At 61.9% G+C, this 23,866-nt stretch carries 20 protein-coding genes and 5 tRNA genes; 23 read left to right on the forward strand and 2 right to left on the reverse strand.

Going from position 1 to position 23,866, the window contains the following annotated elements:
• Positions 1–211 precede the first annotated feature (211 nt).
• The 7 genes from AB1N67_RS06865 (at position 212) to astE (ending at position 7,864) form a co-directional block, all read left to right on the forward strand.
• Complete coding sequence (locus tag AB1N67_RS06865; protein ID WP_182941534.1) at positions 212–1,432, forward strand: aspartate aminotransferase family protein; 1,221 nt, start codon at positions 212–214, stop codon at positions 1,430–1,432.
• Between the two features lie 148 nt (positions 1,433–1,580).
• Positions 1,581–2,600, forward strand: coding sequence for an arginine/ornithine succinyltransferase subunit alpha (gene aruF, locus AB1N67_RS06870; RefSeq protein ID WP_043209401.1), 1,020 nt, complete (start codon positions 1,581–1,583; stop codon positions 2,598–2,600).
• Between the two features lie 81 nt (positions 2,601–2,681).
• Positions 2,682–3,707, forward strand: coding sequence for an arginine N-succinyltransferase (gene astA, locus AB1N67_RS06875; RefSeq protein WP_043209403.1), 1,026 nt, complete (start codon positions 2,682–2,684; stop codon positions 3,705–3,707).
• Positions 3,708–5,171, forward strand: coding sequence for a succinylglutamate-semialdehyde dehydrogenase (astD, locus tag AB1N67_RS06880; RefSeq protein ID WP_182941532.1), 1,464 nt, complete (start codon positions 3,708–3,710; stop codon positions 5,169–5,171). It begins immediately after the preceding gene.
• Between the two features lie 23 nt (positions 5,172–5,194).
• The gene (gene astB, locus AB1N67_RS06885) at positions 5,195–6,544 is read left to right on the forward strand and encodes an N-succinylarginine dihydrolase (protein ID WP_250034596.1); all 1,350 of its coding nucleotides are present in this window, start codon (positions 5,195–5,197) and stop codon (positions 6,542–6,544) included.
• A 13-nt stretch (positions 6,545–6,557) separates the two neighbouring features.
• A complete protein-coding gene (locus AB1N67_RS06890) occupies positions 6,558–6,845 on the forward strand; it encodes a hypothetical protein (protein ID WP_043209409.1) in 288 nt (95 codons plus the stop codon).
• A gap of 11 nt (positions 6,846–6,856) precedes the next feature.
• Positions 6,857–7,864 carry a succinylglutamate desuccinylase gene (gene astE / locus AB1N67_RS06895; protein WP_043209412.1) on the forward strand — a complete coding sequence of 336 codons (1,008 nt, stop codon included), beginning with the start codon at positions 6,857–6,859 and terminating at the stop codon, positions 7,862–7,864.
• 158 nt (positions 7,865–8,022) lie between these two features.
• On the opposite strand, the gene AB1N67_RS06900 is transcribed toward astE, so the two are convergent.
• Entirely contained in the window at positions 8,023–8,859 is an 837-nt protein-coding gene (locus tag AB1N67_RS06900; RefSeq protein WP_182941528.1) for a hypothetical protein, read from the reverse strand.
• 388 nt (positions 8,860–9,247) lie between these two features.
• On the opposite strand from AB1N67_RS06900, the gene alaS reads away from it, so the two are divergent.
• The 8 genes from alaS (at position 9,248) to mgtE (ending at position 16,040) form a co-directional block, all read left to right on the forward strand.
• Positions 9,248–11,872 (forward strand): alanine--tRNA ligase, encoded by a 2,625-nt coding sequence (alaS, locus tag AB1N67_RS06905; RefSeq protein WP_043209414.1) that lies wholly within the window; start codon positions 9,248–9,250, stop codon positions 11,870–11,872.
• Positions 11,873–11,958: 86 nt separating this feature from the next.
• Positions 11,959–13,194 carry an aspartate kinase gene (locus AB1N67_RS06910; RefSeq protein ID WP_043209416.1) on the forward strand — a complete coding sequence of 412 codons (1,236 nt, stop codon included), beginning with the start codon at positions 11,959–11,961 and terminating at the stop codon, positions 13,192–13,194.
• Between the two features lie 167 nt (positions 13,195–13,361).
• Complete coding sequence (csrA, locus tag AB1N67_RS06915; protein WP_043209419.1) at positions 13,362–13,550, forward strand: carbon storage regulator CsrA; 189 nt, start codon at positions 13,362–13,364, stop codon at positions 13,548–13,550.
• Between the two features lie 72 nt (positions 13,551–13,622).
• Positions 13,623–13,713, forward strand: a tRNA-Ser gene (locus AB1N67_RS06920).
• A 106-nt stretch (positions 13,714–13,819) separates the two neighbouring features.
• Positions 13,820–13,896, forward strand: a tRNA-Arg gene (locus AB1N67_RS06925).
• Between the two features lie 73 nt (positions 13,897–13,969).
• Positions 13,970–14,046 (forward strand) — tRNA-Arg (locus AB1N67_RS06930).
• A 73-nt stretch (positions 14,047–14,119) separates the two neighbouring features.
• Positions 14,120–14,196 (forward strand) — tRNA-Arg (locus AB1N67_RS06935).
• Positions 14,197–14,597: 401 nt separating this feature from the next.
• Complete coding sequence (gene mgtE / locus AB1N67_RS06940; RefSeq protein ID WP_043210979.1) at positions 14,598–16,040, forward strand: magnesium transporter; 1,443 nt, start codon at positions 14,598–14,600, stop codon at positions 16,038–16,040.
• 67 nt (positions 16,041–16,107) lie between these two features.
• On the opposite strand, the gene AB1N67_RS06945 is transcribed toward mgtE, so the two are convergent.
• Entirely contained in the window at positions 16,108–16,434 is a 327-nt protein-coding gene (locus tag AB1N67_RS06945) for an Arc family DNA-binding protein (RefSeq protein WP_003254499.1), read from the reverse strand.
• 346 nt (positions 16,435–16,780) lie between these two features.
• On the opposite strand from AB1N67_RS06945, the gene phnN reads away from it, so the two are divergent.
• The 8 genes from phnN (at position 16,781) to AB1N67_RS06985 (ending at position 23,865) form a co-directional block, all read left to right on the forward strand.
• On the forward strand, positions 16,781–17,380 hold the full coding sequence (gene phnN, locus AB1N67_RS06950) for a phosphonate metabolism protein/1,5-bisphosphokinase (PRPP-forming) PhnN (RefSeq protein ID WP_367863622.1): 600 nt from the start codon (positions 16,781–16,783) through the stop codon (positions 17,378–17,380).
• A 194-nt stretch (positions 17,381–17,574) separates the two neighbouring features.
• Positions 17,575–17,649 (forward strand) — tRNA-Arg (locus tag AB1N67_RS06955).
• A 165-nt stretch (positions 17,650–17,814) separates the two neighbouring features.
• Positions 17,815–18,828: a LacI family DNA-binding transcriptional regulator gene (locus tag AB1N67_RS06960; RefSeq protein WP_043210991.1), complete on the forward strand. Its 1,014-nt coding sequence runs from the start codon at positions 17,815–17,817 to the stop codon at positions 18,826–18,828.
• Between the two features lie 82 nt (positions 18,829–18,910).
• On the forward strand, positions 18,911–19,681 hold the full coding sequence (locus AB1N67_RS06965; RefSeq protein ID WP_043210974.1) for an AP endonuclease: 771 nt from the start codon (positions 18,911–18,913) through the stop codon (positions 19,679–19,681).
• Positions 19,674–20,627: a sugar kinase gene (locus AB1N67_RS06970; protein ID WP_090345415.1), complete on the forward strand. Its 954-nt coding sequence runs from the start codon at positions 19,674–19,676 to the stop codon at positions 20,625–20,627. The genes AB1N67_RS06965 and AB1N67_RS06970 overlap by 8 nt, the downstream gene beginning before the upstream one ends.
• Before the next feature lie 65 nt (positions 20,628–20,692).
• Entirely contained in the window at positions 20,693–21,970 is a 1,278-nt protein-coding gene (locus tag AB1N67_RS06975; protein ID WP_317847087.1) for an MFS transporter, read from the forward strand.
• Between the two features lie 9 nt (positions 21,971–21,979).
• On the forward strand, positions 21,980–22,966 hold the full coding sequence (locus AB1N67_RS06980; RefSeq protein WP_043210968.1) for a D-glycerate dehydrogenase: 987 nt from the start codon (positions 21,980–21,982) through the stop codon (positions 22,964–22,966).
• 143 nt (positions 22,967–23,109) lie between these two features.
• The gene (locus tag AB1N67_RS06985) at positions 23,110–23,865 is read left to right on the forward strand and encodes a gluconate 2-dehydrogenase subunit 3 family protein (RefSeq protein WP_367863623.1); all 756 of its coding nucleotides are present in this window, start codon (positions 23,110–23,112) and stop codon (positions 23,863–23,865) included.
• The last annotated feature ends 1 nt before the right edge of the window (position 23,866 follow it).

A 23,866-nucleotide genomic window follows, 5' to 3' on the forward strand; every position in this document is an offset into this window, starting at 1 on the left:
TTCTTATGTGAACACCCGTTCACCCATCCCTTTCTCTCCCGTACACTGCGCGATTGCGACAGTGTTTGTCGCATTGCCGAAAACCTGCCTGAAACAGGGTTTTGCGCTGTAACAAGTTGTCGCCTGGCAGCAAGGACAGGCGCCGATCAGTCCTTACAATCCCCCCATCGCTCGCCACTTCCAGGCCAGCGTTCCTCTTCAGGAGACTCAGATGTCCGTTGAGCAAGCCCCGGTGCAACGTGCCGATTTCGACCAGGTCATGGTTCCCAACTATTCTCCGGCGGCCTTCATTCCTGTGCGAGGCGAGGGCTCCCGAGTCTGGGACCAGTCGGGTCGCGAACTGATCGACTTCGCCGGTGGTATCGCCGTGAACGCCTTGGGTCACTGCCATCCGGCGCTGGTCAAGGCCCTCACCGAGCAGGCCAATACCCTGTGGCATGTGTCCAACGTCTTCACCAACGAGCCGGCCCTGCGCCTGGCCCACAAGCTGGTGGACGCGACCTTCGCCGAGCGTGCCTTCTTCTGCAACTCTGGCGCCGAGTCCAACGAGGCCGCTTTCAAGCTGGCCCGTCGCGTGGCCCATGACCGCTTCGGCCCGGAGAAGCACGAGATCATCGCCACCGTGAACAGCTTCCACGGTCGCACCCTGTTCACCGTCAGTGTCGGTGGCCAGCCCAAGTACTCCGATGGCTTCGGTCCGAAGATCACCGGTATCAGCCATGTGCCATACAACGACCTCGAAGCGCTGAAAGCCCAGATTTCCGACAAGACGTGCGCTGTGGTGATCGAGCCGATCCAGGGCGAGAGTGGTGTGGTTCCGGCTGACAAGGCCTACCTGGAAGGCGCGCGCAAGCTGTGCGACGAATACAACGCGCTGCTGATCTTCGACGAAGTGCAGACCGGCGTGGGCCGTACCGGCTCGCTGTATGCCTACCAGCACTATGGCGTGACCCCGGATATCCTCACCAGCGCCAAGAGCCTGGGCGGCGGCTTCCCGATTGGCGCCATGCTGACCACCACCGACCTTGCCAAGCACCTGGCCGTCGGCACCCACGGCACCACCTATGGCGGTAACCCGCTGGCCTGCGCCGTGGCCTGCGCCGTGCTCGACGTGGTCAACACGCCTGAGACGCTGGCCGGCATCAAGGCCAAGCACGAGCGCTTCAAGTCTCGCCTGGAGAAGATCGGCCAGCAGTCCGGCCTGTTCACCCAGGTGCGTGGCGTCGGCCTGCTGATCGGTTGCGTGCTCAGCGATGCCTGGAAAGGCAAGGCCAAGGACATCCTCAATGCCGCCGAGAAAGAAGGCGTGATGGTCCTGCAAGCCGGCCCGGACGTGGTGCGCTTCGCCCCGAGCTTGGTGGTGGAAGATGCTGACATCGACGAAGGTCTGGCGCGCTTCGAGCGTGCTGTGGCCAAGCTGACCCAGGGCTGATAGCCCGCGGTCACCTTCGCCGGCCCTGACTGCGGTCGGGGCTGGCGATACCCGAATTTCTGCGCGGGCGCCCGCTTTCCAACGAAGTAGCGCGCCCGTTGTTTTTCCGTGCCGATGCGTCGGCCTGTTTTCCCAAAGGAGTGACACCATGCTGGTGATGCGCCCCGCGCAAATGGCGGATCTGAACGAAGTGCAGCGCATGGCTGCCGACAGCCCCATTGGTGTCACCTCGCTGCCCGACGACGCCGGTCGCCTGGGCGACAAGATCGCCGCCTCGGAAACGTCGTTTGCCGCCGAAGTGAGCTTCAACGGCGAAGAAAGCTACTTCTTCGTCCTTGAGGACAACGAAACCGGCAAGCTCGTCGGTTGCTCGGCGATCGTCGCCTCGGCGGGCTACTCCGAGCCGTTCTACAGTTTTCGTAACGAGACCTTCGTGCACGCCTCGCGCGAGCTGAAGATCCACAACAAGATCCACGTCCTGTCGTTGTGCCACGACCTGACCGGCAACAGCCTGCTGACCAGCTTCTACGTGCTGCCGGAGTTGGTGAACAGCGCCTTCGCCGAACTCAACTCCCGCGGTCGTCTGCTGTTCATGGCTTCGCATCCGGAGCGCTTTGCCGATTCGGTGGTCACCGAGATCGTCGGCTACAGCGACGAGCAGGGGGAGTCGCCGTTCTGGGACGCCATCGGTCGCAACTTCTTCGACCTCAACTACGCCGACGCCGAGCGCCTGTGTGGCCTGAAGAGCCGCACCTTCCTCGCCGAACTGATGCCGCACTACCCGATCTACGTGCCGCTGCTGGCCGATGAGGCTCAGGAGGCCATGGGCCAGGTCCATCCGCGAGCGCAGATCACCTTCGACATCCTCATGCGCGAAGGCTTCGAGACCGAGCACTACATCGACATCTTCGACGGTGGCCCGACGTTGCACGCGCGCACCTCGGGCATCCGCTCGATCGCCCAGAGCCGGGTGGTGCCGGTAAAACTCGACGATAGCCCGATCAAGGGCGGGCGCGCCTATCTGGTCTGCAACGGCCAGTTGCAGGATTACCGCGCCGTGCTGCTGGAGCTGGACTGGGTGCCGGGTAAACCGGTCAGCCTCAGCCACGAAGCCGCTGATGCCCTGGGGGTCGGTGAGGGCGGCAGTGTCCGCCTGGTCGCCGTCTAAGCCTGCGCCCGGCCCGCCCGTGTCGGGGCGCCGGTTCAGAGAGATTCGCGGTAGGCACGAGCCGCCGCACAAGGAGATAGCATGATCGTTCGTCCCGTACGCAGCAGCGACTTACCCGCGCTGATCGAATTGGCACGCAGCACCGGCACCGGCCTGACCACCTTGCCGGCCAACGAAGGTCGCCTCGGACACCGTGTCGGCTGGGCCGAGAAGAGCTTCCGTGGCGAGGCCGAGCGCGCTGATACCGACTACCTGTTCGTGCTGGAGAACGACGAAGGCCTGGTGGTCGGCATCTGCGCCATCGCCGGCGCCGTGGGACTGCGCGAGCCTTGGTACAACTACCGCGTCGGCCTGACCGTCAGCGCCTCCCAGGAACTGAAGATCTATCGCGAGATCCCGACCCTGTTCCTGGCCAACGACCTGACGGGCAACTCCGAGCTGTGCTCCCTGTTCCTGCGGGGCGACTACCGCAGCGGCCTCAATGGCCGCCTGTTGTCCAAGGCGCGCATGCTGTTCATCGCCGAATTCCCAGAGCTGTTCGGCAACAAGATCATCGCCGAAATGCGTGGCATGTCCGACGAGAACGGTCGTTCGCCATTCTGGGAGAGCCTGGGACGGCACTTCTTCAAGATGGAGTTCAGCCAGGCCGACTACCTTACCGGTGTAGGCAACAAGTCCTTCATCGCAGAACTGATGCCCAAGTTCCCGCTGTATACCTGCTTCCTGTCGGAGGCTGCGCGCAACATCATCGGTCGTGTGCACCCCGACACCGAGCCTGCGCTGGCCATGCTCAAGCGCGAAGGCTTCAGTTACCAGGGCTATGTCGACATCTTCGACGCCGGCCCGGCCATCGAATGCGAAACCTCGAAGATCCGTGCCGTGCGCGAAAGCCAGACCCTGGTGCTGGCGGTCGGGACGCCAGGCGACGATGCGACCCCTTATCTGATTCATAACCGCAAGCGCGAGGACTGCCGCATCACCGCGGCGCCGGCACGCCTGGCGGCTGGCACTTTGGTAGTCGATCCACAGACCGCCAAGCGCCTGCGCCTGGGGGCCGGCGACAGTGTGCGCGCCGTGACGCTGTCCGCTAGCCGGGAGGCCAATTAAATGACGACCCATTACATCGCCGGCCAATGGCAGGCCGGGCAGGGCCAGGCCCTGCAATCGCTCAACCCGGTGACCCAGGCCGTAGTCTGGGAGGGGCAGGGGGCCGACGAGGCGCAGGTGCAGGCAGCCGTGCAGGCCGCACGCCAGGCCTTTCCAGCCTGGGCGCAGTTGAGCCTGGATGCGCGCATCGGTGTGCTGGAAACCTTTGCCGAAAAGCTCAAGGCCAATGGTGACGCCCTGGCCCGCTGCATCGGCGAGGAAACCGGCAAGCCTCTGTGGGAATCGGCCACCGAAGTCACCAGCATGGTCAACAAAGTGGCCATCTCGGTGCAGAGCTACCGTGAGCGTACGGGCGAGAAGAGTGGGCCCCTGGCCGACGCCACTGCCGTGCTGCGACATAAACCCCACGGCGTGGTGGCGGTGTTCGGCCCTTACAACTTCCCTGGGCACCTGCCCAACGGCCACATCGTCCCGGCCTTGCTGGCGGGCAATTGCGTGGTGTTCAAACCCAGTGAGCTGACCCCCAAGGTGGCCGAGCTGACCGTCAAGTGTTGGATCGAGGCGGGGCTGCCGGCAGGCGTGCTCAACCTGGTGCAAGGCGCCCGTGAGACCGGTGTCGCGCTGGCCGCCAATCCCGGTATCGATGGTCTGTTCTTCACCGGCTCCAGCCGTACCGGCAACCTGTTGCACCAGCAGTTCGCTGGTCGTCCGGACAAGATCCTCGCCCTGGAGATGGGCGGCAACAACCCGTTGGTGGTGGACGAGGTCCAGGACCTGGACGCTGCCGTCTATACCATCATCCAGTCTGCCTTCATTTCCGCCGGCCAGCGCTGCACCTGCGCTCGCCGCCTGCTGGTGCCTCAAGGCGCCTGGGGTGACGCGCTGCTGGCGCGTCTGGTCGAAGTCAGCCGTGCCATCAGTGTCGGCGCGTTCGACCAGCAACCGGCGCCGTTCATGGGGTCGGTGATTTCGCTGCAGGCTGCCCGCGCACTGCTGGATGCCCAGGCCGAGTTGCTGGGTAAAGGCGCCGTGGCGCTGCTGGAGATGACCCAGCCACAAGCCGGCGCTGCCCTGCTGACCCCCGGCATCATCGACGTCACTGCTGTGGCTGGCCGCCCGGACGAAGAATTTTTCGGCCCCCTGCTGCAAGTGATCCGCTACAGCGACTTCGATGCCGCGATCGACGAGGCCAACAACACCCAGTACGGCCTGGCCGCAGGGCTGCTGTCGGACTCCCGGGCGCGCTACCAGTACTTCTGGCTGCGCAGTCGCGCCGGCATCGTCAACTGGAACAAACAACTGACCGGCGCCGCCAGCAGCGCGCCGTTCGGTGGCGTCGGGGCCAGCGGCAACCACCGCGCCAGCGCCTATTACGCGGCTGATTATTGCGCCTACCCAGTGGCTTCGCTGGAGACCGCGAGCCTCACTCTGCCGGCGACCCTGACGCCGGGCGTCACCCTATAACAACAGGTCTCGGAGCCTAGCCGATGAAATCCTACGAAGTGAATTTTGATGGCCTGGTGGGGCCTACCCACAACTATGGTGGTCTGTCCTACGGCAACGTGGCTTCGCAGAGCAACAGCCAGCAGCAGTCCAACCCGCGTGAAGCGGCGCGCCAAGGCTTGGCGAAGATGAAGGCTCTGGCCGACATGGGCTTCAAGCAAGGCGTGCTGGCCCCGCAGGAGCGTCCGGACGTTGCAGCCTTGCGTCGCCTGGGCTTCAGCGGCAGCGACGCCGAGGTGATCCGCCGCGCGGCGAAAGAGGCCATGCCTCTGCTGGTGGCAAGCTGCTCGGCCTCGAGCATGTGGGTGGCCAACGCCGCGACCGTCAGCCCCAGCGCCGACACCGCCGATGGCCGCGTGCATTTCACCGCTGCCAACCTGAACTGCAAGTACCACCGCAGTATCGAGCATCCCACCACCAGCCGTGTGCTGGGCGCCATGTTCGCGGACGAAAAGCACTTCGCCCACCACCAGGCCCTGCCGGCAGTCGCCCAATTCGGTGACGAAGGTGCGGCCAACCACACGCGCTTCTGCCGTACCTATGGCGAGCCAGGCGTTGAGTTCTTCGTCTACGGGCGCAGCGCCTTCGACAGCCGGTACCCGGCGCCGCAGAAGTACCCGGCGCGCCAGACCCTGGAAGCGTCCCAGGCTGTGGCACGGCTGCACGGGCTCGCCGATGACGGTGTGGTCTACGCTCAACAGAACCCGGCGGTGATCGATCAGGGTGTGTTCCACAACGACGTGATTTCGGTAGGCAATGGCGAAGTGCTGTTCTATCACGAGGATGCCTTCCTCGAGACCGATACGGTGCTTGGCCAGTTGCAGGCTAAACTGGCCAGCAAGGGCGGCAACTTCCAGGCGATCCGTGTGCCGCGGGCCGAGGTGACGGTGGAGGACGCGGTGCGCTCCTACCTGTTCAATAGCCAGCTGCTCAGCCGGAATGATGGCTCCATGTTGTTGGTGGTGCCGGAGGAGTGCCGTAACAACGAGCGGGTATGGTCCTACCTGGGGCAGTTGACCAGCCAGGGTGGCCCGGTGAAGGAAGTCCAGGTGTTCGACCTCAAGCAGAGCATGCAGAACGGCGGTGGCCCGGCTTGCCTGCGTCTGCGGGTCGCTTTGAAGGACAACGAACTGGCAGCGGTCAATCCAGGCGTTATCATGACCGCGCCGCTGTACGATACCTTGGTCCAGTGGGTCGACAAGCACTACCGCGATCGCCTGAGCGAAGCGGACCTGGCCGACCCGCAACTGCTGGACGAATGCCGTACGGCACTGGATGAGCTGACCCAAATCCTGAAACTGGGTTCGGTCTATCCGTTCCAACGCCAACCTTGAGAGAGAACTTGTAATGTCCGATGCCCTGCGGCTGATCCTTGAAGACAACGATGGTACCCAGCTGGAAACCTCCTGCACTCGCTTTGCTGTGGTCTGGCAGGGCAAGGAAGTCTGGATCCAGCAGGATGGCCGCGGCCAGCTGCTGATCGGCGTCGACGTGGAGGAAGGCGATACCGAATACGCCAACCTGCTGCTGCGCCCCATGGCGACCAACCTGGTCAGCCTGCAACTGGAAATGGAGCCGGCTGAAGTCGGTGACGACGATCACGTGCATGGCCCGGATTGCGGTCACCATCACTAAGGAAACGCCCTATGCTCGCCCTCGGAAAACTGCTTGACCTGACCCTGGCCGATCATGAACCGGCCGAGAAAACGCAAGTGACGGTCGAGGGCGTGCGCTTGCGCTGGCTGGGGGAGGGCGCCCTTGAGGTACGTCCGCCCGAAGGCAAGGACAATGGCCTGGACCTGCTGCTGTCGGCCGGCATCCACGGCAATGAAACCGCACCCATTGAACTGCTCGACGAGCTCCTCCACGGTGTGGCCCGTGGCGAGATCAAGCCACGGGCGCGTGTATTGTTCCTGTTCGGCAATCCCGAGGCGATCCGCAAGGGCGAGCGTTACGTCGAGCAAGACATCAACCGCCTGTTCAACGGTCGGCATGAACTCTCCAGTGGCCCCGAGGCCTTGCGCGCGGCAGAGCTGGAGCAGTTCGCCCGGGTGTTCTTCAGCCTGCCGGGGCGTACCCGCCTGCATTACGACCTGCACACGGCGATCCGGGGTTCGAAGATCGAGCAGTTCGCGCTGTATCCGTACAAGGAAGGGCGTCGCCATTCCCGTCGTGAGCTGGCTCGCCTGAACGCCGCGGGGATGGAAGCGGTGTTGCTGCAGAACAAGTCATCGATCACCTTCAGTGCTTTCACCTACGAGCAACTGGAAGCCGAGGCTTTCACGCTGGAGCTGGGCAAGGCGCGGCCGTTTGGTCATAACCAGCAAGTCAACCTGGACCGCTTGCAGGCTCGCCTGTTGCAGATCATCGAGGGCAACGAGCCTGAGGGCGAAGAGAGCCTCGATGGATTGCAGCTGTTCAGCGTCGCCCGCGAGATCATCAAGCACAGCGATAACTTCCACCTGCACCTGCCCGCTGACATCGAAAACTTCTCTGAGCTCAGCAAGGGCTACCTGCTGGCTGAAGACCTGGCTGAAATGCGCTGGGTCGTCGAGGAGGAGGGCGCGCGCATCATTTTCCCCAACCCCAAGGTCAGGAATGGGCTGCGCGCTGGCATCTTGATCGTGCCTGCGTTGGCCGGTGAGCTTGGCTGACGCGTTCGCAGACTCTCGTACTTCCAGGCCTGGCGCGTCCGCGCCTTTCTTTGGCCAAGCTCATACCCAGATCCTGAACCTTGCCCCAAGGCCAAAAGCGGCCTCAGGGCAGGGGTTTTCATTGTGTCCGGCGCCGGTCTCAGCCGGCCTTGAGGTGGTCAGTCGCCCTGCGTTGGGGCTGGGAATAACATGCCGGACGCCAGGGTGTCGTATGCGTGTTGCAGCATCCGCAGGAGCGTGGTGAGCCCGTCGAGGCCTTCTGCATCGTAGGGATCATAGAGCACGACTGTGTAGTTTCCGCTCAACAGATGGGCGTACTTGTCCGGCATCGCCCTGTGCAGGTCGAAGCCGGGGCCCTGTTGGGGCGGGCCTGCATGGCATTGCATCAATACGATGTCAGGCACCGTGGCGTACTGCTTGCGCGCCGTATCCAATAGCCGGCTGAGCTGCGGATAGCCTGGCAGCAAGGCCAACTGCTCAAATACCCTTTCCTGGAACTGCGGTGTGCCGTAGAGATACAGATGGTCGATCGCCGTGACCTCGAATTGCGCCTGCGCGCCTGCGTTGCCGTCCACGCGCAGAGGAAGGGTGATGCCCTCGGTGAGATGCGCCGGGGCTTCCGTGCCCATGAACAGCAGATGAATGCGCTGCTTCGGCGAGGCTTGTTGGATGGTCAAAGGCTGGCCATCGGCTTGCAGGGTGAAGGCGCCTTCCTGGCGCAGTGTCACGTCGGTGGTGGTGAGCCAGACCAGGATTTCGTCGAGTGTGCCGGCCACAGTCCCGGCGTCGATCGCTTCGATGAGCCTGCGCTGAACATGGACATTGCTTGCCTTGTAGAGATCAAACAGCTCGTAGTTGAAATAGACCCGTGCTGCGGTGAGCTGTGACTCGGTCGGATTGTCGTAGGCGATGGCCTCGTCCATCTCGCCGATAGCGACTTCCTGAACTTTGCCGTTGCCATCGATGATCTGTGCGTTTGCTGCTTGGGTTGTCATCAGCGTGACCTCCTTTGAATGGGGAGGGCAGGCTAAGTCGGTAGAGGGCGGACGCGTCGCTATACATGTAGGGCCGAAAAGGTGGCCCCTGTGCTAATGGGGGGGCAGTCCGATTCTGGCCGCCAATCTCTGATAAAAACCTTTTCATTCACCGTCTGTTCCATTTTCCATTCCCTTGGGCGGTAATGGGCTTGCCAGTGGCGAAAGGCTGCATTTAGCATCCGGCCATGTCTTTTTAATTTGCAAGCGCCTTAAAAGCCGTCGAAACGACGCTTTCTATCGCATAAACACACTGCACCTTGCTTGCAGGACCGATATAATGCGGCCCTTTGCCGTCGTTTCGTCGACGTGTTTGCCCCTTAGGGCCGCCGTTTCCGTGGAAGAACCTATGAAAAGCGCCGAAATCCGTGAAGCCTTCCTTCGCTTCTTCGAAGAGCAGGGACATACCCGAGTCGCCTCCAGTTCGCTGATCCCGAACAACGACCCGACCCTGCTGTTCACCAACGCAGGCATGAACCAGTTCAAGGACTGCTTCCTGGGTGCGGAGAAGCGCGCCTACACCCGTGCCGTGAGCAGCCAGAAGTGCGTACGCGCCGGCGGCAAGCACAACGACCTGGAAAACGTCGGTTATACCGCTCGTCACCACACGTTCTTCGAAATGCTGGGCAACTTCAGCTTCGGCGACTACTTCAAGCGCGATGCCATTACCTTCGCCTGGACCTTCCTGACCTCCGATAAGTGGCTGAACCTGCCGAAGGAAAAGCTCTGGGTCACCGTCTACGCCAGCGACGACGAAGCCTACGACATCTGGACCAAGGAAGTCGGCGTACCGGCCGAGCGCATGGTGCGCATCGGTGACAACAAGGGGGCGCCGTACGCTTCCGACAACTTCTGGACCATGGGCGACACCGGCCCATGCGGTCCATGCACCGAGATCTTCTACGATCACGGCCCGGACATCTGGGGCGGCCCACCCGGTTCGCCAGAAGAGGACGGCGACCGCTACATCGAGATCTGGAACAACGTCTTCATGCAGTTCAACCGCACCGCCGATGGCGTCCTGCACCCGCTGCCGGCCCCGTCGGTGGACACTGGGATGGGCCTGGAGCGCATCAGTGCGGTCATGCAGCACGTGCACTCGAACTACGAGATCGACCTGTTCCGCAGTCTGCTGGCCGCCGCGGCCAAGGCCATCGGTTGCAGCAACGACGATCAACCTTCGCTGAAAGTTGTCGCCGACCACATCCGTTCCTGCGGCTTCCTGATCGCCGATGGTGTACTGCCCTCCAACGAGGGCCGCGGCTATGTGTTGCGCCGCATCATCCGTCGTGCATGCCGTCACGGTAACAAGCTCGGCGCCAAGGGCAGCTTCTTCTACCAGATCGTCGCGGCCTTGGTGGCCGAAATGGGCGACGCCTTCCCTGAGCTCAAAGCCCAGCAGGCGCACATCGAGCGCGTTCTCAAGACCGAGGAAGAGCAGTTCGCCAAGACCCTGGAACAAGGCCTGCGCATCCTCGAACAGGACTTGGCCCAGCTCAAGGGTGACGTAGTGCCAGGTGACGTGGTGTTCAAACTGTACGACACCTACGGTTTCCCCATGGACCTCACTGCCGACATCGCCCGTGAGCGCGAACTGACCATCGACGAAGCCGGCTTCGAGCGCGAGATGGAGGCCCAGCGCGAGCGTGCCCGCTCCGCCAGCGCCTTCGGCATGGACTACAACAGCCTGGTGAAGGTCGATGTAGCCACTGACTTCCTCGGCTACAGCACCACCGAAGGCAAGGGCAAGGTCGTTGCCCTGTACAAGGATGGTCAGTCCGTCGAGCGACTGGGCGAAGGCGAGCAGGGCGTCGTGATCCTGGATCGCACCCCGTTCTACGCCGAGTCCGGCGGCCAGGTAGGTGACACCGGTTACCTGCAGGCCGGCGACATGCGTTTCGATGTGCGTGACACCACCAAGACCGGTGGCGCCTTCCTGCACCACGGCGTTGTCGCCAGTGGCGCGCTGAGCGTGGGTGCCGAGGTCGCGGCGCAGGTCGATGCCGACGTGCAGCACGCCACCTCGCTGAACCACTCCGCCACTCACCTGCTGCACGAAGCGCTGCGCCAAGTACTGGGCGAGCATGTCCAGCAGAAGGGTTCGTTGGTCGACAGCCAGCGCCTGCGTTTCGACTTCAGCCACTTCGAGGCGGTGAAGCCTGAACAGATCAAGGCGCTGGAAGACATCGTCAACCGCGAAGTGCGCAAGAATACTGCGGTGGAAACCGAGATCACCGACATCGAAACCGCCAAGCGCAAGGGCGCCATGGCCCTGTTCGGCGAGAAGTACGGCGATACCGTGCGCGTGCTGACCATGGGTGGCGACTTCTCGGTGGAGCTGTGCGGCGGTATCCATGCCAAGCGTACCGGTGATATCAGCCTGTTCAAGATCATCAGCGAGGGCGGCGTGGCCTCTGGCGTACGCCGTATCGAAGCGATCACCGGCGCCGCCGCGCTGGCCTACCTGAACGCTGCCGAAGAGCAGGTCAAGGAAGCCGCGCAGCTGGTCAAGGGCAATCGTGACAACCTGATCGACAAGCTGTCGGCTGTGCTCGAGCGCAACCGTCAGCTGGAAAAGCAGCTCGAGCAGCTGCAGGCCAAGGCCGCCAGCGCCGCCGGGGACGATCTCTCCAATGCGGCCGTTGAGGTCAAGGGCGCCAAGGTTCTCGCCGCTCGCCTGGATGGGCAGGACGGCAAGGCTCTGTTGGCCCTGGTCGATCAGCTGAAGAACAAGCTCGGCCACGCAGTGATCCTGCTGGGCAGCGAGCATGAGGGCAAGGTCGTGCTGGTGGCCGGCGTGACCAAGGACCTCTCCAGCCAACTCAAGGCTGGTGACCTGATGAAACAGGCCGCTGCGAAAGTCGGTGGCAAGGGCGGTGGCCGTCCGGACATGGCCCAGGGTGGTGGCGTCGACGTCGCTGCGCTGGACGATGCCCTGGCCCTGGCCGTGCCGTTCGCCGAGCAGGGGCTTTGAGATGACCGAGGCCCACTGTCTAGTAGTGGGCCTTGGCGTGATGGATTGTTTATTGGGTGCCCATCGTGGGCTGAGGCAGCTTTGAAATGGCGTTGATCGTACAGAAATTTGGCGGCACCTCTGTCGGTTCCATCGAGCGGATCGAGCAGGTTGCCGACAAGGTCAAGAAATTCCGCGACCAAGGCACCGACCTGGTGGTAGTGCTTTCGGCCATGAGCGGAGAAACCAATCGCCTGATCGACCTGGCCAAGCAGATTACCGATCATCCCGTCCCGCGTGAGCTGGATGTGATCGTATCGACTGGCGAACAGGTGACTATTGCCCTGTTGACCATGGCCCTGATCAAGCGTGGCGTGCCGGCAGTGTCCTACACCGGCAACCAGGTGCGAATCCTCACCGATAGTGCGCACAACAAGGCGCGCATCCTGCAGATCGACGACCAGAAGATTCGCGCCGACCTCAAGGCCGGTCGCGTAGTCGTGGTGGCAGGTTTCCAGGGGGTCGATGAGCACGGCAACATCACTACCCTCGGTCGTGGCGGCTCCGACACCACCGGCGTGGCCCTGGCGGCAGCGCTCAAGGCTGATGAGTGCCAGATCTACACCGATGTCGATGGTGTCTACACCACCGACCCGCGCGTGGTGCCACAGGCACAGCGCCTGGAGAAGATCACCTTCGAGGAGATGCTGGAAATGGCCAGCCTCGGCTCCAAGGTGCTGCAGATCCGCTCGGTCGAGTTCGCAGGCAAGTACAACGTTCCGCTGCGCGTGCTGCACAGCTTCAAGGAGGGTCCGGGTACCCTCATTACCATTGATGAAGAGGAATCCATGGAACAGCCGATCATTTCCGGTATCGCCTTCAACCGTGATGAAGCCAAGCTGACCATTCGCGGCGTGCCGGATACCCCCGGCGTTGCCTTCAAGATCCTCGGTCCGATCAGCGCGGCGAACATCGAAGTCGACATGATCGTGCAGAACGTCTCGCACGATAACACCACCGACTTCACCTTCACCGTGCACCGCAACGAGTACGAGAAGGCGCATAGCGTGCTGGAGAACACCGCCCGTGAAATCGGCGCCCGTGAAGTGATCGGCGACACCAACATCGCCAAGGTTTCCATCGTAGGCGTCGGCATGCGCTCCCACGCGGGTGTCGCCAGCCGCATGTTCGAAGCCCTGGCCAAGGAGAGCATCAACATCCAGATGATCTCCACCTCCGAGATCAAAGTCTCGGTCGTCATCGAAGAGAAGTATCTGGAGCTGGCTGTTCGCGCGCTGCACACCGCGTTCGAACTTGACGCTCCTGCCCGACAGGGCGAGTAAGACGCTGCCTGGAGGGGCGCGGCTTGCCGCGCCCTTCGCGTTTCTGGCTGTTGCGCAGGTACCTGTCCTGCCTCGCGCGATGGCTCACCTGGGCCTGCTGCTTTCCCGGCCTAGGCCCTGCCCATTACAGACTGTTGTCCCTGATTGAATTGCGTGAGGAGAAAGTTATGTTGATTCTGACTCGTCGGTGCGCCGAGAGCCTGATCATTGGAGACGGTGAGATCACCGTGACGGTCCTGGGTGTGAAAGGCAACCAGGTGCGTATTGGTGTGAGCGCCCCTAAAGAAGTGGCCGTTCACCGCGAAGAAATCTACCTGCGGATCAAGAAAGAGAAGGACGAAGAACCAACCCTTTAATTTTTATCGATTTTTTTTCAAAAAAGGGTTTGCAAACGGGGAAGGGTCTGGTTATTATACGCCCCGTGTTGCGGTGAGGTGGCCGAGTGGCCGAAGGCGCTCCCCTGCTAAGGGAGTATACCTCATAAGGGTATCGGGGGTTCGAATCCCCCCTTCACCGCCATTTTTCGTGTAGGGCGCTGTAATTGGCAGATCACTTAAGTCGTTGAAATTAAACGAAAAAGTGCTTGGCAAAGCGATTCAGCGAACTATAATGCACGGCAAGACACGGACTCATAGCTCAGCTGGATAGAGTACTCGGCTACGAACCGAGCGGTCGGAGGTTCGAATCCTCCTGAGTCCGCCATTTAATGGGCGGTTTTGTTAAGTCAAAGCAGTTCATTCACCAGTGGTAACCTGGTCTAAAAAATACCACCTACGGACTCATAGCTCAGCTGGATAGAGTACTCGGCTACGAACCGAGCGGTCGGAGGTTCGAATCCTCCTGAGTCCGCCACTTTTGAGGCGGTTTTGCCAGTCAAGGCAGCTTCAGCAACCAGTGGTAATCTGGTCTAAAAATACCACCCTACGGACTCATAGCTCAGCTGGATAGAGTACTCGGCTACGAACCGAGCGGTCGGAGGTTCGAATCCTCCTGAGTCCGCCACACACCAAGAAGCCCGCTCGATTAGAGCGGGCTTTTTGTTTTTCCGTGTCGCTGAATTGTCAGCAATGTCGAACTAAGCTCATTCCAGGTGCGATGCCCTCAAGAACAGGTGTTGCACAGGTCTGACACATTCTGTCGTATGTGCTTTTTTCTTTTTTGCCGCCGTCGCACTGTTGGTTTCGAGCGTTGTCGTAGCTTCATCGCGCAAACGATTGTTCTGGCCAAAATTTTAAGCGATCTGACAGCTGATGCAGTGTATGATTGCGCCCGTCAGCCCCGCCGGGGCTAGTGGAATACCACCATGGACTTACCCAGTAGTTACTCGATAACACGATTTACCAAGCTAGATCTGACCGATTGATTCTCCCGGCGTGCTCCGCTGCTGGGAGTGGAGTTCGCCTATGACCGAAGTAGAAGTAAAGAAAGCCCAAGAGAGCCTGCAGGATCGCCTGGCCCAGGTGATCGAACTGTTGCAGCGCCAGCGGGTGGTCGAGGACCTGACGCACCGTCAGGAAGGTCACCACCACGATCTGGTGGAAAACCTTGTCCACCGTCAGAACCTGGTCGAGCTGCAGCGCAAGCTCGACGACCTGCACCCCGCCGACATCGCCTATATTCTTGAAGCTCTTCCGCTGGAAGACCGTCTGACGGTATGGCAGTTGGTGCGCTCCGAGCGTGACGGCGACATCTTGCTCGAAGTCTCCGACGCCGTACGCCAGACCTTGATCGCCGACATGGACGATCACGAGTTGCTCGCGGCCGCCAAGGAGATGGATGCGGACGAACTGGCCGACTTGGCGCCGGAATTGCCGCGAGATGTTGTCCATGAGCTAATGGAAAGCCTCGATGCGCAGCAGCGTGAGCGCGTACGCTCGGCCCTGAGCTACGACGAGGAGCAGGTCGGTGCGCTGATGGACTTCGAGATGGTGACCATCCGCGAAGACGTCAGCCTGGAAGTGGTGTTGCGTTACTTGCGCCGGCTCAAGGAGCTGCCTGGCCATACCGACAAACTGTTCGTGGTCGACTACGACGGCATCCTCAAAGGCGTGCTGCCGATCAAGCGTCTGCTGGTCAACGACCCGGAAAAGAAAGTCGCGGAGGTCATGGCCAATGACCCGGTGACCTTCCATCCCGAGGAAGATGCCTATGATGCCGCCCAGGCCTTCGAACGATACGATTTGATTTCCGCGCCAGTCGTGGACAAAAGTGACCGTTTGATCGGTCGTCTGACCATCGATGAAATGGTCGACCTCATCCGCGAGGAGAGTGAGAGCGAAGTGCTCAACATGGCGGGTCTGCGCGAAGAAGAAGACATCTTCGCTTCGGTCTGGCGTTCGCTGCGTAACCGCTGGGCATGGCTGGCCATTAACCTGATCACCGCCTTCGTGGCTTCGCGGGTCATTGGCCTGTTCGAAGGCTCCATCGAGAAGCTGGTCGCCCTGGCCGCCTTGATGCCGATCGTTGCGGGTATTGGTGGCAACTCTGGTAACCAGACGATCACCATGATCGTACGTGCCATGGCACTGGACCAAGTCTCGCCGGGTAATACCGGTCGTCTGATGCGCAAGGAGCTGGCGGTTTCGCTGCTCAATGGCCTGATCTGGGGTGGGGTGATAGGTGCAGTGGCCTTCTGGCTTTATGGCAGTTGGTCGCTGGGGCTGGTGATGACCGGCGCGATGACGCTGAACCTGTTGCTGGCTGCGTTGATGGGGGTACTCATTCCGATGACCCTGACCCGTCTGGGGCGCGACCCAGCGATGGGGTCGAGTGTCATGATCACTGCCGTGACCGACAGTGGTGGTTTCTTCATCTTTTTAGGGTTGGCCACCTTGTTCCTGCTCTGAGCATCCGGACCAGATCTGCAATAAAAAAGCCAGCATTGAGCTGGCTTTTTTATGGATGGTGCAAAACTCAGGAAGCGTCTGCAGCCATTTCCACATCGTGAGCGATGAGGGCGACCAGCGCGTTCTGCTGGCGGTGGGAGAGTTGGCGGAAGCGCTGCAGCAGCTCGCGCTCATGCAGGCTCAGCTCGGGACTGTCCAGGCGCATGCTGAGCTCGTCGCCCAGCGCACCTTCCTGGATAAGGCTTTGTTCCAGGCGTGCGATGATCTCGGAGTTCATGCTGCGGTGGTGGTTGCGCGCTACCTCGGCAATGCGCTCACGCATTCCGTCTGGCAGGCGGACGACGAACTTGTCAGCGGTGCGGCTTGAATAGATAGCCTGTTTCATTGGGCGCATATACATTGACCGGTTTTTCTGGTTCAGGGGAAGCGGTTCTCAAATTGGCCGCACGGTGGTGGCTACGACCGTGGCGGTGACAAAATGTTCAACCGTGTTCTCAAATCTGGGTGCTCATCTTGCCCTATGGCCGCCGTTTCATTGGCGTCAATTCTGTGACAAATAGTGATCCGAATAAAGGCTTTTTGCCAGTACCAATTATCAGAAATGAGTACTGGTTTGAAAAGTTTTGCTTTTTTCGACTCGTGAGGCTGTCAGTTTATTGCCGCCAAAATCTGTCAAAAATCAGCAATGGCTATAGAAAATCCTTAAAATATGCAGGTTCCCTCATTTGAGCATAGTGGCTATGCGACATGACGCAAGCGGGACGTCCCGGCTGGGAGGTCGCCTGATATTTCTGATAGGACCGTCTGGATCGGGAAAAGATTCCCTTATTGATGCTGCGCGCGTGCATTTACTCGAAAACGGCGTCGAAGTCGCCAGACGCGTCATTACCCGATCGGCCGAGTCCAGGGGGGAGGCTGCCCTTAGCGTCAGCCCCGAGGTGTTCGAGCAGATGTGCGAGGACGGGGAATTTGCCATGCACTGGCAGGCCAACGGCCTGCAGTATGGGATTCCGGTGCAGGTGAATGAATGGCTGTCCAGTGGTCGCCATGTCTTGGTCAATGGGTCTCGTGGTTATTTGCCAGAAGCGCGCCGGCGGTATCCAAACCTGCTGACCATTCGCCTGGAAGTGGCGCCCCAGGTGCTTCGTGAGCGGCTGTTGACCAGGGGGCGGGAGTCAGTGGAGCAGGTCGAGCAGCGCCTGGCGCGCAGTGCCCTGTTGCAGGCCGGAGATGACCCTGACGTGCATGTGCTGGACAACTCGACTTCCCTGGCCGATACCGTCAAGGCCTTGCTGCGCTTGCTGGTCGAGGAGGGCGTGATCGCGCAGCCGGCTGTCTAGGCATGACCCGCTTGGAGGTGCCGTTCCTGCGGGCCTGAGCAGTCTTGCTTTGCTGAAAAGGGCTACGGCTAAAAAGCCGATTCAGGCATGACAAACGGTTGAACGCTGGTTAAGATGCTCGCCGCCTTCGCACACCAGTCTGGCTGCTGCGAAGCATCTTGAATGGAGCTCCCCGTGTGGGAGTCCAGCTATCCGTCCTCGTAGTTTAATGGATAGAACGGGGCCCTCCTAAGGCCTTGATGCAGGTTCGATTCCTGCCGGGGACGCCATCTTTCGGTAATGCTGCATTACCTTTTCGTCCCCCATCACCGATCATCAAGCAATCAGTCCCCCTTGGGATTTTCGATTGACGGAATTCCGTATCCCTGATTTATTGAAACCGTTTTCATAACCCTGCCCATAAGTACAGACAAGAAGGTCATAGGGTGAACAAGATGCATGCGCCTGCCCGCGGGCGGGTCACCATCAGCGAGGTAGCCCAGGCTGCCGGCGTTTCCAAGGCTACGGTTTCGCGCTACATCGGCGGCGACCGGCAATTGCTCGCCGATGCCACTGCCCAACGTATCGAGGCGGTGATCGAACGGCTCGGTTATCGCCCCAATCGCATGGCCAGCGCGCTCAAGCGAGGCCGTACCGGCCTGATCGGCATGCTGCTGGCCGATATCCGAAACCCTTATTCCGTGGCGGTGATGCATGGCGTCGAGCTGGCTTGCCGCCAGCATGGCTACAGCTTGGTGGTGTGCAACACCGACTGCGATGACGAACAGGAGTGCCTGCACTTGCAGGCGCTGCAGTCGTACAACGTCGATGGTCTGATCGTGAACACCCTTGGCCACCATGCGGGTGAGTTGGCCAGCTTGGGCCGCGAGCTGCCGATGGTGCTGGTGGACCGACAACTGGCTGAGCTGCAGACCGACCTGGTGGGGCTAGACAACACCGACGCCGTCGAACAAGCATTGGAGCACCTGCAGCGGCAAGGTTATCGCGACATCCTGGCGGTCACCGAGCCCCTCGATGGCACCAGTTCGCGTCAGGAGCGGGTGTCTGCGTTCCAGGCGTCCATCGCACGCAGGCCCGGCATGCGCGGTCAAGTCCTGGAAGTGAGCAGTCGCCTGCCGGAGCAGTTGGCAGGATTTTTGGCGGGCGCAGGTTATGGTCCGCAGGCGCTGTTCAGCTGCAACGGTGTGGCTACCCTTGAAGTCATGCGGCATCTGCACCGACGTGCCGAGCATCCGTTCCATAATCTGGGCCTGGTCGCCCTCGATGATCTGGATTGGTACCCGTTGGTCGGGGGCGGCATCACTGCCCTGGCACAACCCACTGAGCGCATCGGCGCGGCCGCGTTCCAGTGCCTGCTGGAGCGTATGCAAGGCAGTCGATTGCCCGCCCGGCGCCTGGACCTTCGTGCTGAACTCATCGTTCGAGGTTCCAGCCGACCCATTGACTGAAAAACAGCGCGGCCTGCGTGTCGCGCTGTTTTTTACCTGGAAATGAAACCGGTTTCATTCGACAAGAACAAGGACTACAACGATGCACGCGAACCCTGTTTCCATCAGCCTGTCGAGCTTCGGCGCCGATACCGTACGCCACCATGGTCAGCTCGCTTACCTGCCTCTGCTGGCTGCGGCCGGTGCGTGTCGCGTGGAGTGGCGCGAGGAGTTGTTCGAGGCATGGCCTGACGCCGCCGAACTTGCCAGTGCCAGTGCGGCGCTGGGCCTGGAAAGCCTGTTCTCCACACCGCTGGAGCTGTGGCGCGAGGATGGCAGTTTGGAGCCGCACGTGGCGGGACGGTTGCAATTGGCCAACGAGGTTGGCGCTGTAGCCTTGAAGGTCTCCCTCGGCCACTATCGCGAGAGTTGCGACCTTCAGGCCTTGCGCCCATTGCTGGGGCAGGGGACAGCCCTCTACGTGGAGAACGACCAGACCGTTCAAGGCGGGCGTCTGCAGCCGTTGCTGAGCTTCTTCCAGCGTGCTGCGAACCTAGGCCTGGCACCGGGCATGACCTTCGATATCGGTAACTGGTACTGGCAGGACGAGTGTCCCCTGCAGGCCGCGCGGGCCTTGGGACCCTGGGTGCGTTACGTGCACTGCAAGGCCGTCGAGCGCCGCACCGATGGCCGCAGGGCGGCGATCCCGCCGCAAGCGAGCGATTTGGCCGATTGGCGTGAGCTGATGGCCTGTTTTGCCCCAGGCGTGCCGCGGGCAATCGAGTACCCCCTGGTGAGTGACGATCTATTGACGTTCACGCGTGAGCAGGTTGTGCAGTTGGCCGCGCTCGAGGCGGAGGTGTGCCATGGCTGACTGGGACGTGCTCTGCTTCGGCGAAACCATGGCCATGTTCGTGGCCGAGCAGTGTGGCGATCTGGCCCAGGTCGAGGGATTCGCCAAGCGCATCGCCGGAGCCGACAGCAATGTGGCCATCGGCCTGGCCCGCCTGGGTCTGAAAGTGAACTGGCTGAGCCGGGTGGGCGCCGACTCTCTCGGCGCCTTCGTGCTCGCCAGCCTGCGCCGTGAGGGGCTGAGCTGTGACGACGTCGAAATCGACCCTGAACATCCGACAGGTTTTCAACTCAAGGCCCGCTGCGACGACGGGCGAGATCCGCAGGTCGAGTATTTTCGTCGTGGCTCTGCGGCCAGTCACCTGTCATCCGCTGTGCTACGGCCAAGCCTGCTCAAAGCGCGACACCTCCATGCCACGGGTATCCCACCAGCCTTGTCGGCATCTTGCCGTGAACTTTCCCACAGTTTGCTGGATGCCATGCGTGCCTGTGGGCGGAGTGTGTCCTTCGACCCGAACCTACGCCCGTCGCTGTGGCCGAACTTGCAGACCATGGTGCAGGAAATCAATGCCCTGGCGATCAAGGCCGACTGGGTGCTACCGGGCCTGGAGGAGGGGCGTCTGCTGACCGGCAGGCAGTCACCCGAGGCCATCGCCGGCTTCTACTTGGAGCGTGGTGTGCAGCAGGTGGCAATCAAGCTTGGGGCACAAGGCGCGTACTACCGCAATACCGCGGGCGCCGAGGGCATGGTAGCGCCGCAGCCGGTGGCCCAGGTGGTGGATACGGTGGGGGCGGGCGATGCCTTTGCCGTCGGCGTGATCAGCGCCTTGCTCGAAGGCCACGACCTGCGTCGCGCCGTGACGCGCGGCAACTGGTGTGGCAGCCGGGCTGTGCAATCGCGCGGAGACATGGAAGGGCTGCCGCAACGCTTTGAGCTGGACCATTTCGAGATGCGCGCGAGCGCATGACGACCGAACCTGCCGGCCTGGCCGGCACCTGTTGCAACAAGAACAAAAAGCTCAGGAGACACACCATGCAGATCGACCGAATTGCTCCACGGCGTTGGTGGTACATCATGCCGATCGTCTTCATCACCTACAGCCTCGCTTACCTCGACCGTGCCAACTACGGTTTCGCGGCGGCCTCAGGCATGGCCGATGACTTGCACATCACCCCGGCCCTGTCCTCGCTGCTGGGGGCGCTGTTCTTTCTCGGTTATTTCTTCTTCCAAGTTCCCGGCGCCATCTATGCCGAAAAGCGCAGCGTGAAGAAACTCATTTTCGTCAGCCTGATCCTTTGGGGTGGGCTGGCGACGCTCACGGGCATGGTCCAGGACGTCTACCTGTTGATCGGCATCCGCTTTTTGTTGGGGGTGGTCGAGGCGGCGGTGATGCCGGCCATGCTGATCTACCTGTGCCACTGGTTCACCCGGGCCGAGCGCTCGCGGGCCAATACCTTCCTGATCCTCGGCAACCCGGTGACCATCCTCTGGATGTCGGTGGTTTCCGGCTACCTGGTCAAGCACTTCGACTGGCGCTGGATGTTCATCATCGAAGGGTTGCCTGCCGTGCTCTGGGCCTTCATCTGGTGGCGCCTGGTGGATGACCGCCCAGAACAGGCCAAGTGGCTGGCCGCGCAAGACAAGGCAGCGCTGCGCGAGGCTCTGGCCGCAGAGCAGCAGGGCATCAAGCCGGTGAAGAACTACCGCGAAGCCTTCCGCTCGCCCAAGGTGATCATCCTGTCGTTGCAATACTTCTGCTGGAGCATTGGGGTCTACGGCTTCGTGCTCTGGCTGCCATCGATTCTCAAGCAGGCTGCCGCGCTGGACATCGTTACCGCTGGCTGGCTGTCGGCGGTCCCCTACCTGGGGGCGGTGCTGGCCATGCTGGGCGTGTCCTGGACCTCGGACCGGATGCAAAAGCGCAAACGCTTCGTCTGGCCGCCATTGCTGATCGCCGCCTTGGCGTTCTATGGCTCCTATGTTCTGGGCACCGAGCACTTCTGGTGGTCCTACACGTTGCTGGTGATTGCCGGTGCCTGCATGTACGCCCCCTATGGCCCGTTCTTCGCCATCGTCCCGGAGCTGCTGCCGAGCAATGTCGCCGGCGGTGCCATGGCCCTGATCAACAGCATGGGGGCCTTGGGCTCGTTTTCCGGCTCGTGGTTGGTGGGCTACCTCAATGGCGCCACGGGTGGCCCAGGTGCCTCCTACCTGTTCATGTGCGGCGCGCTGCTGGTGGCTGTGGCCCTGACCGCCGTTCTCAACCCTTCGCAACAGGTGCAGCGCCCGCGCCTGGCGCCCAGTCAATAGGATCCGACCATGAAGAAACGCATCGTTCTCTACAAACGCCTGTCCGATCAGCTCATGCAGCGTTTGCAGGCCCACACCGAAGTGACGCTGGTCGAGGCGCCCGCGGCCGACGGTCTGGCCCGCCTGCGCGCGGCACTGCCAGGCGCCCACGGCCTGCTGGGTGCGAGCCTGCGCCTGGGCGACGAACTGCTCGACCTGGCGCCGGAACTGGAGGTGGTCTCCAGCGTTTCGGTGGGGGTGGACAACTACGACATCGCTGAGCTGGACCGGCGCGGTGTCTTGCTGACCAACACCCCCGACGTGCTCACCGAGACCACAGCCGACACCGGGTTCGCCCTGCTGCTGGCCTGCGCAAGGCGGGTCGTGGAGCTGGACGGCTGGATCCGCGACGGCCATTGGCGCGCCGGGATAGGCCCTGCGCAGTTTGGTTGCGACGTGCATGGCAAGACCCTCGGTATCGTCGGCATGGGTCGTATCGGTGAGGCCTTGGCGCGCAGGGCCAACGCTGGTTTTGGCATGCAGGTGCTGTATCACACCCGCCAGCCGCGCCCCGAGGTGGAGGCGCGTTACGGGGCACGCCATCGCAGTCTTCAGGCCTTGTTGGCCGAGTCGGATTTCGTCTGCCTGTGCGTGCCCCTGAGCGCGCAAACCGAGAACCTCATCGGTGCCCCTGAGCTGGCCTTGATGAAGCCTTCGGCGATCTTGGTGAACATCTCCCGTGGTCGCGTGCTGGACGAGCCTGCCGTGTTGCAGGCCTTGCGTGAGCGGCGCATTCGCGGTGCCGGGCTGGATGTCTTCGTGCAGGAGCCGTTGCCGGCGAACTCGCCGCTGTTGCAACTGGACAACCTGGTGGTGACCCCGCACATCGGCTCGGCCACCGAAGAGACCCGTGAAGCCATGGCGCGCTGTGCGGTGGATAACCTGCTCGCGGCATTGGCAGGCGAGCGTCCGGCGAACCTGGTCAACCCCCAGGCCTGGGAGCGCCGGGCAGGGTAATCCCGCGTTCCCCCCTCGCAGGCTTGCCTGCGAGCGCGTCGCTACAACCCCGATGTCTATGCTTTACCCAAAACAACAGCCCCGACCAACGGAGCGTATGCCTTGCACGACCTGATTGACCTATTGAAGAAGAGACCTGAGCCATGTCCAACGACGAACCTGCCTTCGCACAACCGGCGCGGCGCGAGTTCTTGCGAAAATCCCTGACGCTCATCCCGGTGGCGACCCTCGCCAGCACCGGCATGGGTAGCGTGGTGCTCGCTGAAACCGCCAAGCCTGCCGATCCCTCACCTGCCGCTGCTCCTGAACAGGGAAGGGCGCGTGCCTATCAGCCGACCTTTTTCACTGCCGAGGAGTGGGCCTTCATCAGCGCCGCCGTGGCCGTGCTGATTCCATCCGACGCACTCGGCCCGGGCGCCGCCGAAGCCGGCGTGCCGGAGTTCATCGACCGTCAGCTCAATACGCGCTATGGCAGCGGCGGCCTGTGGTACATGCAGGGGCCGTTCCGCCCGGATGCCCCGGCCGAACTGGGCTACCAGCTCAAGCTCAGCCCACAGGAGATCTACCGCCTGGGCATCCAGGAGACCGATGCCTGGTGCCAGGCGCAATGGGGCAAACCGTTCGCCGAGCTGGGCCCGGCCCAAAAGCAGCAAGCCCTGGAAGCGTTGGACAGCGGCCAGGCAGCACTTGCCTCGGTACCGGCGGTGACCTTCTTCGCCATGCTCTGGCTCAATACCCGCGAAGGCTTTTTCAGTGACCCACTGCACGGTGGCAACCAAGGGCTGGCCGGCTGGAAGCTGATTGGCTTCCCTGGCGCGCGCGCCGATTTCATGGATTGGGTGGAGCGCGATGAGCGTTACCCCTTCCCGCCGGTATCGATCAGTGGCGAGCGAGGTTGAG

This window comes from Pseudomonas guariconensis (assembly GCF_040822035.1).
Lineage (GTDB): Bacteria > Pseudomonadota > Gammaproteobacteria > Pseudomonadales > Pseudomonadaceae > Aquipseudomonas > Aquipseudomonas guariconensis.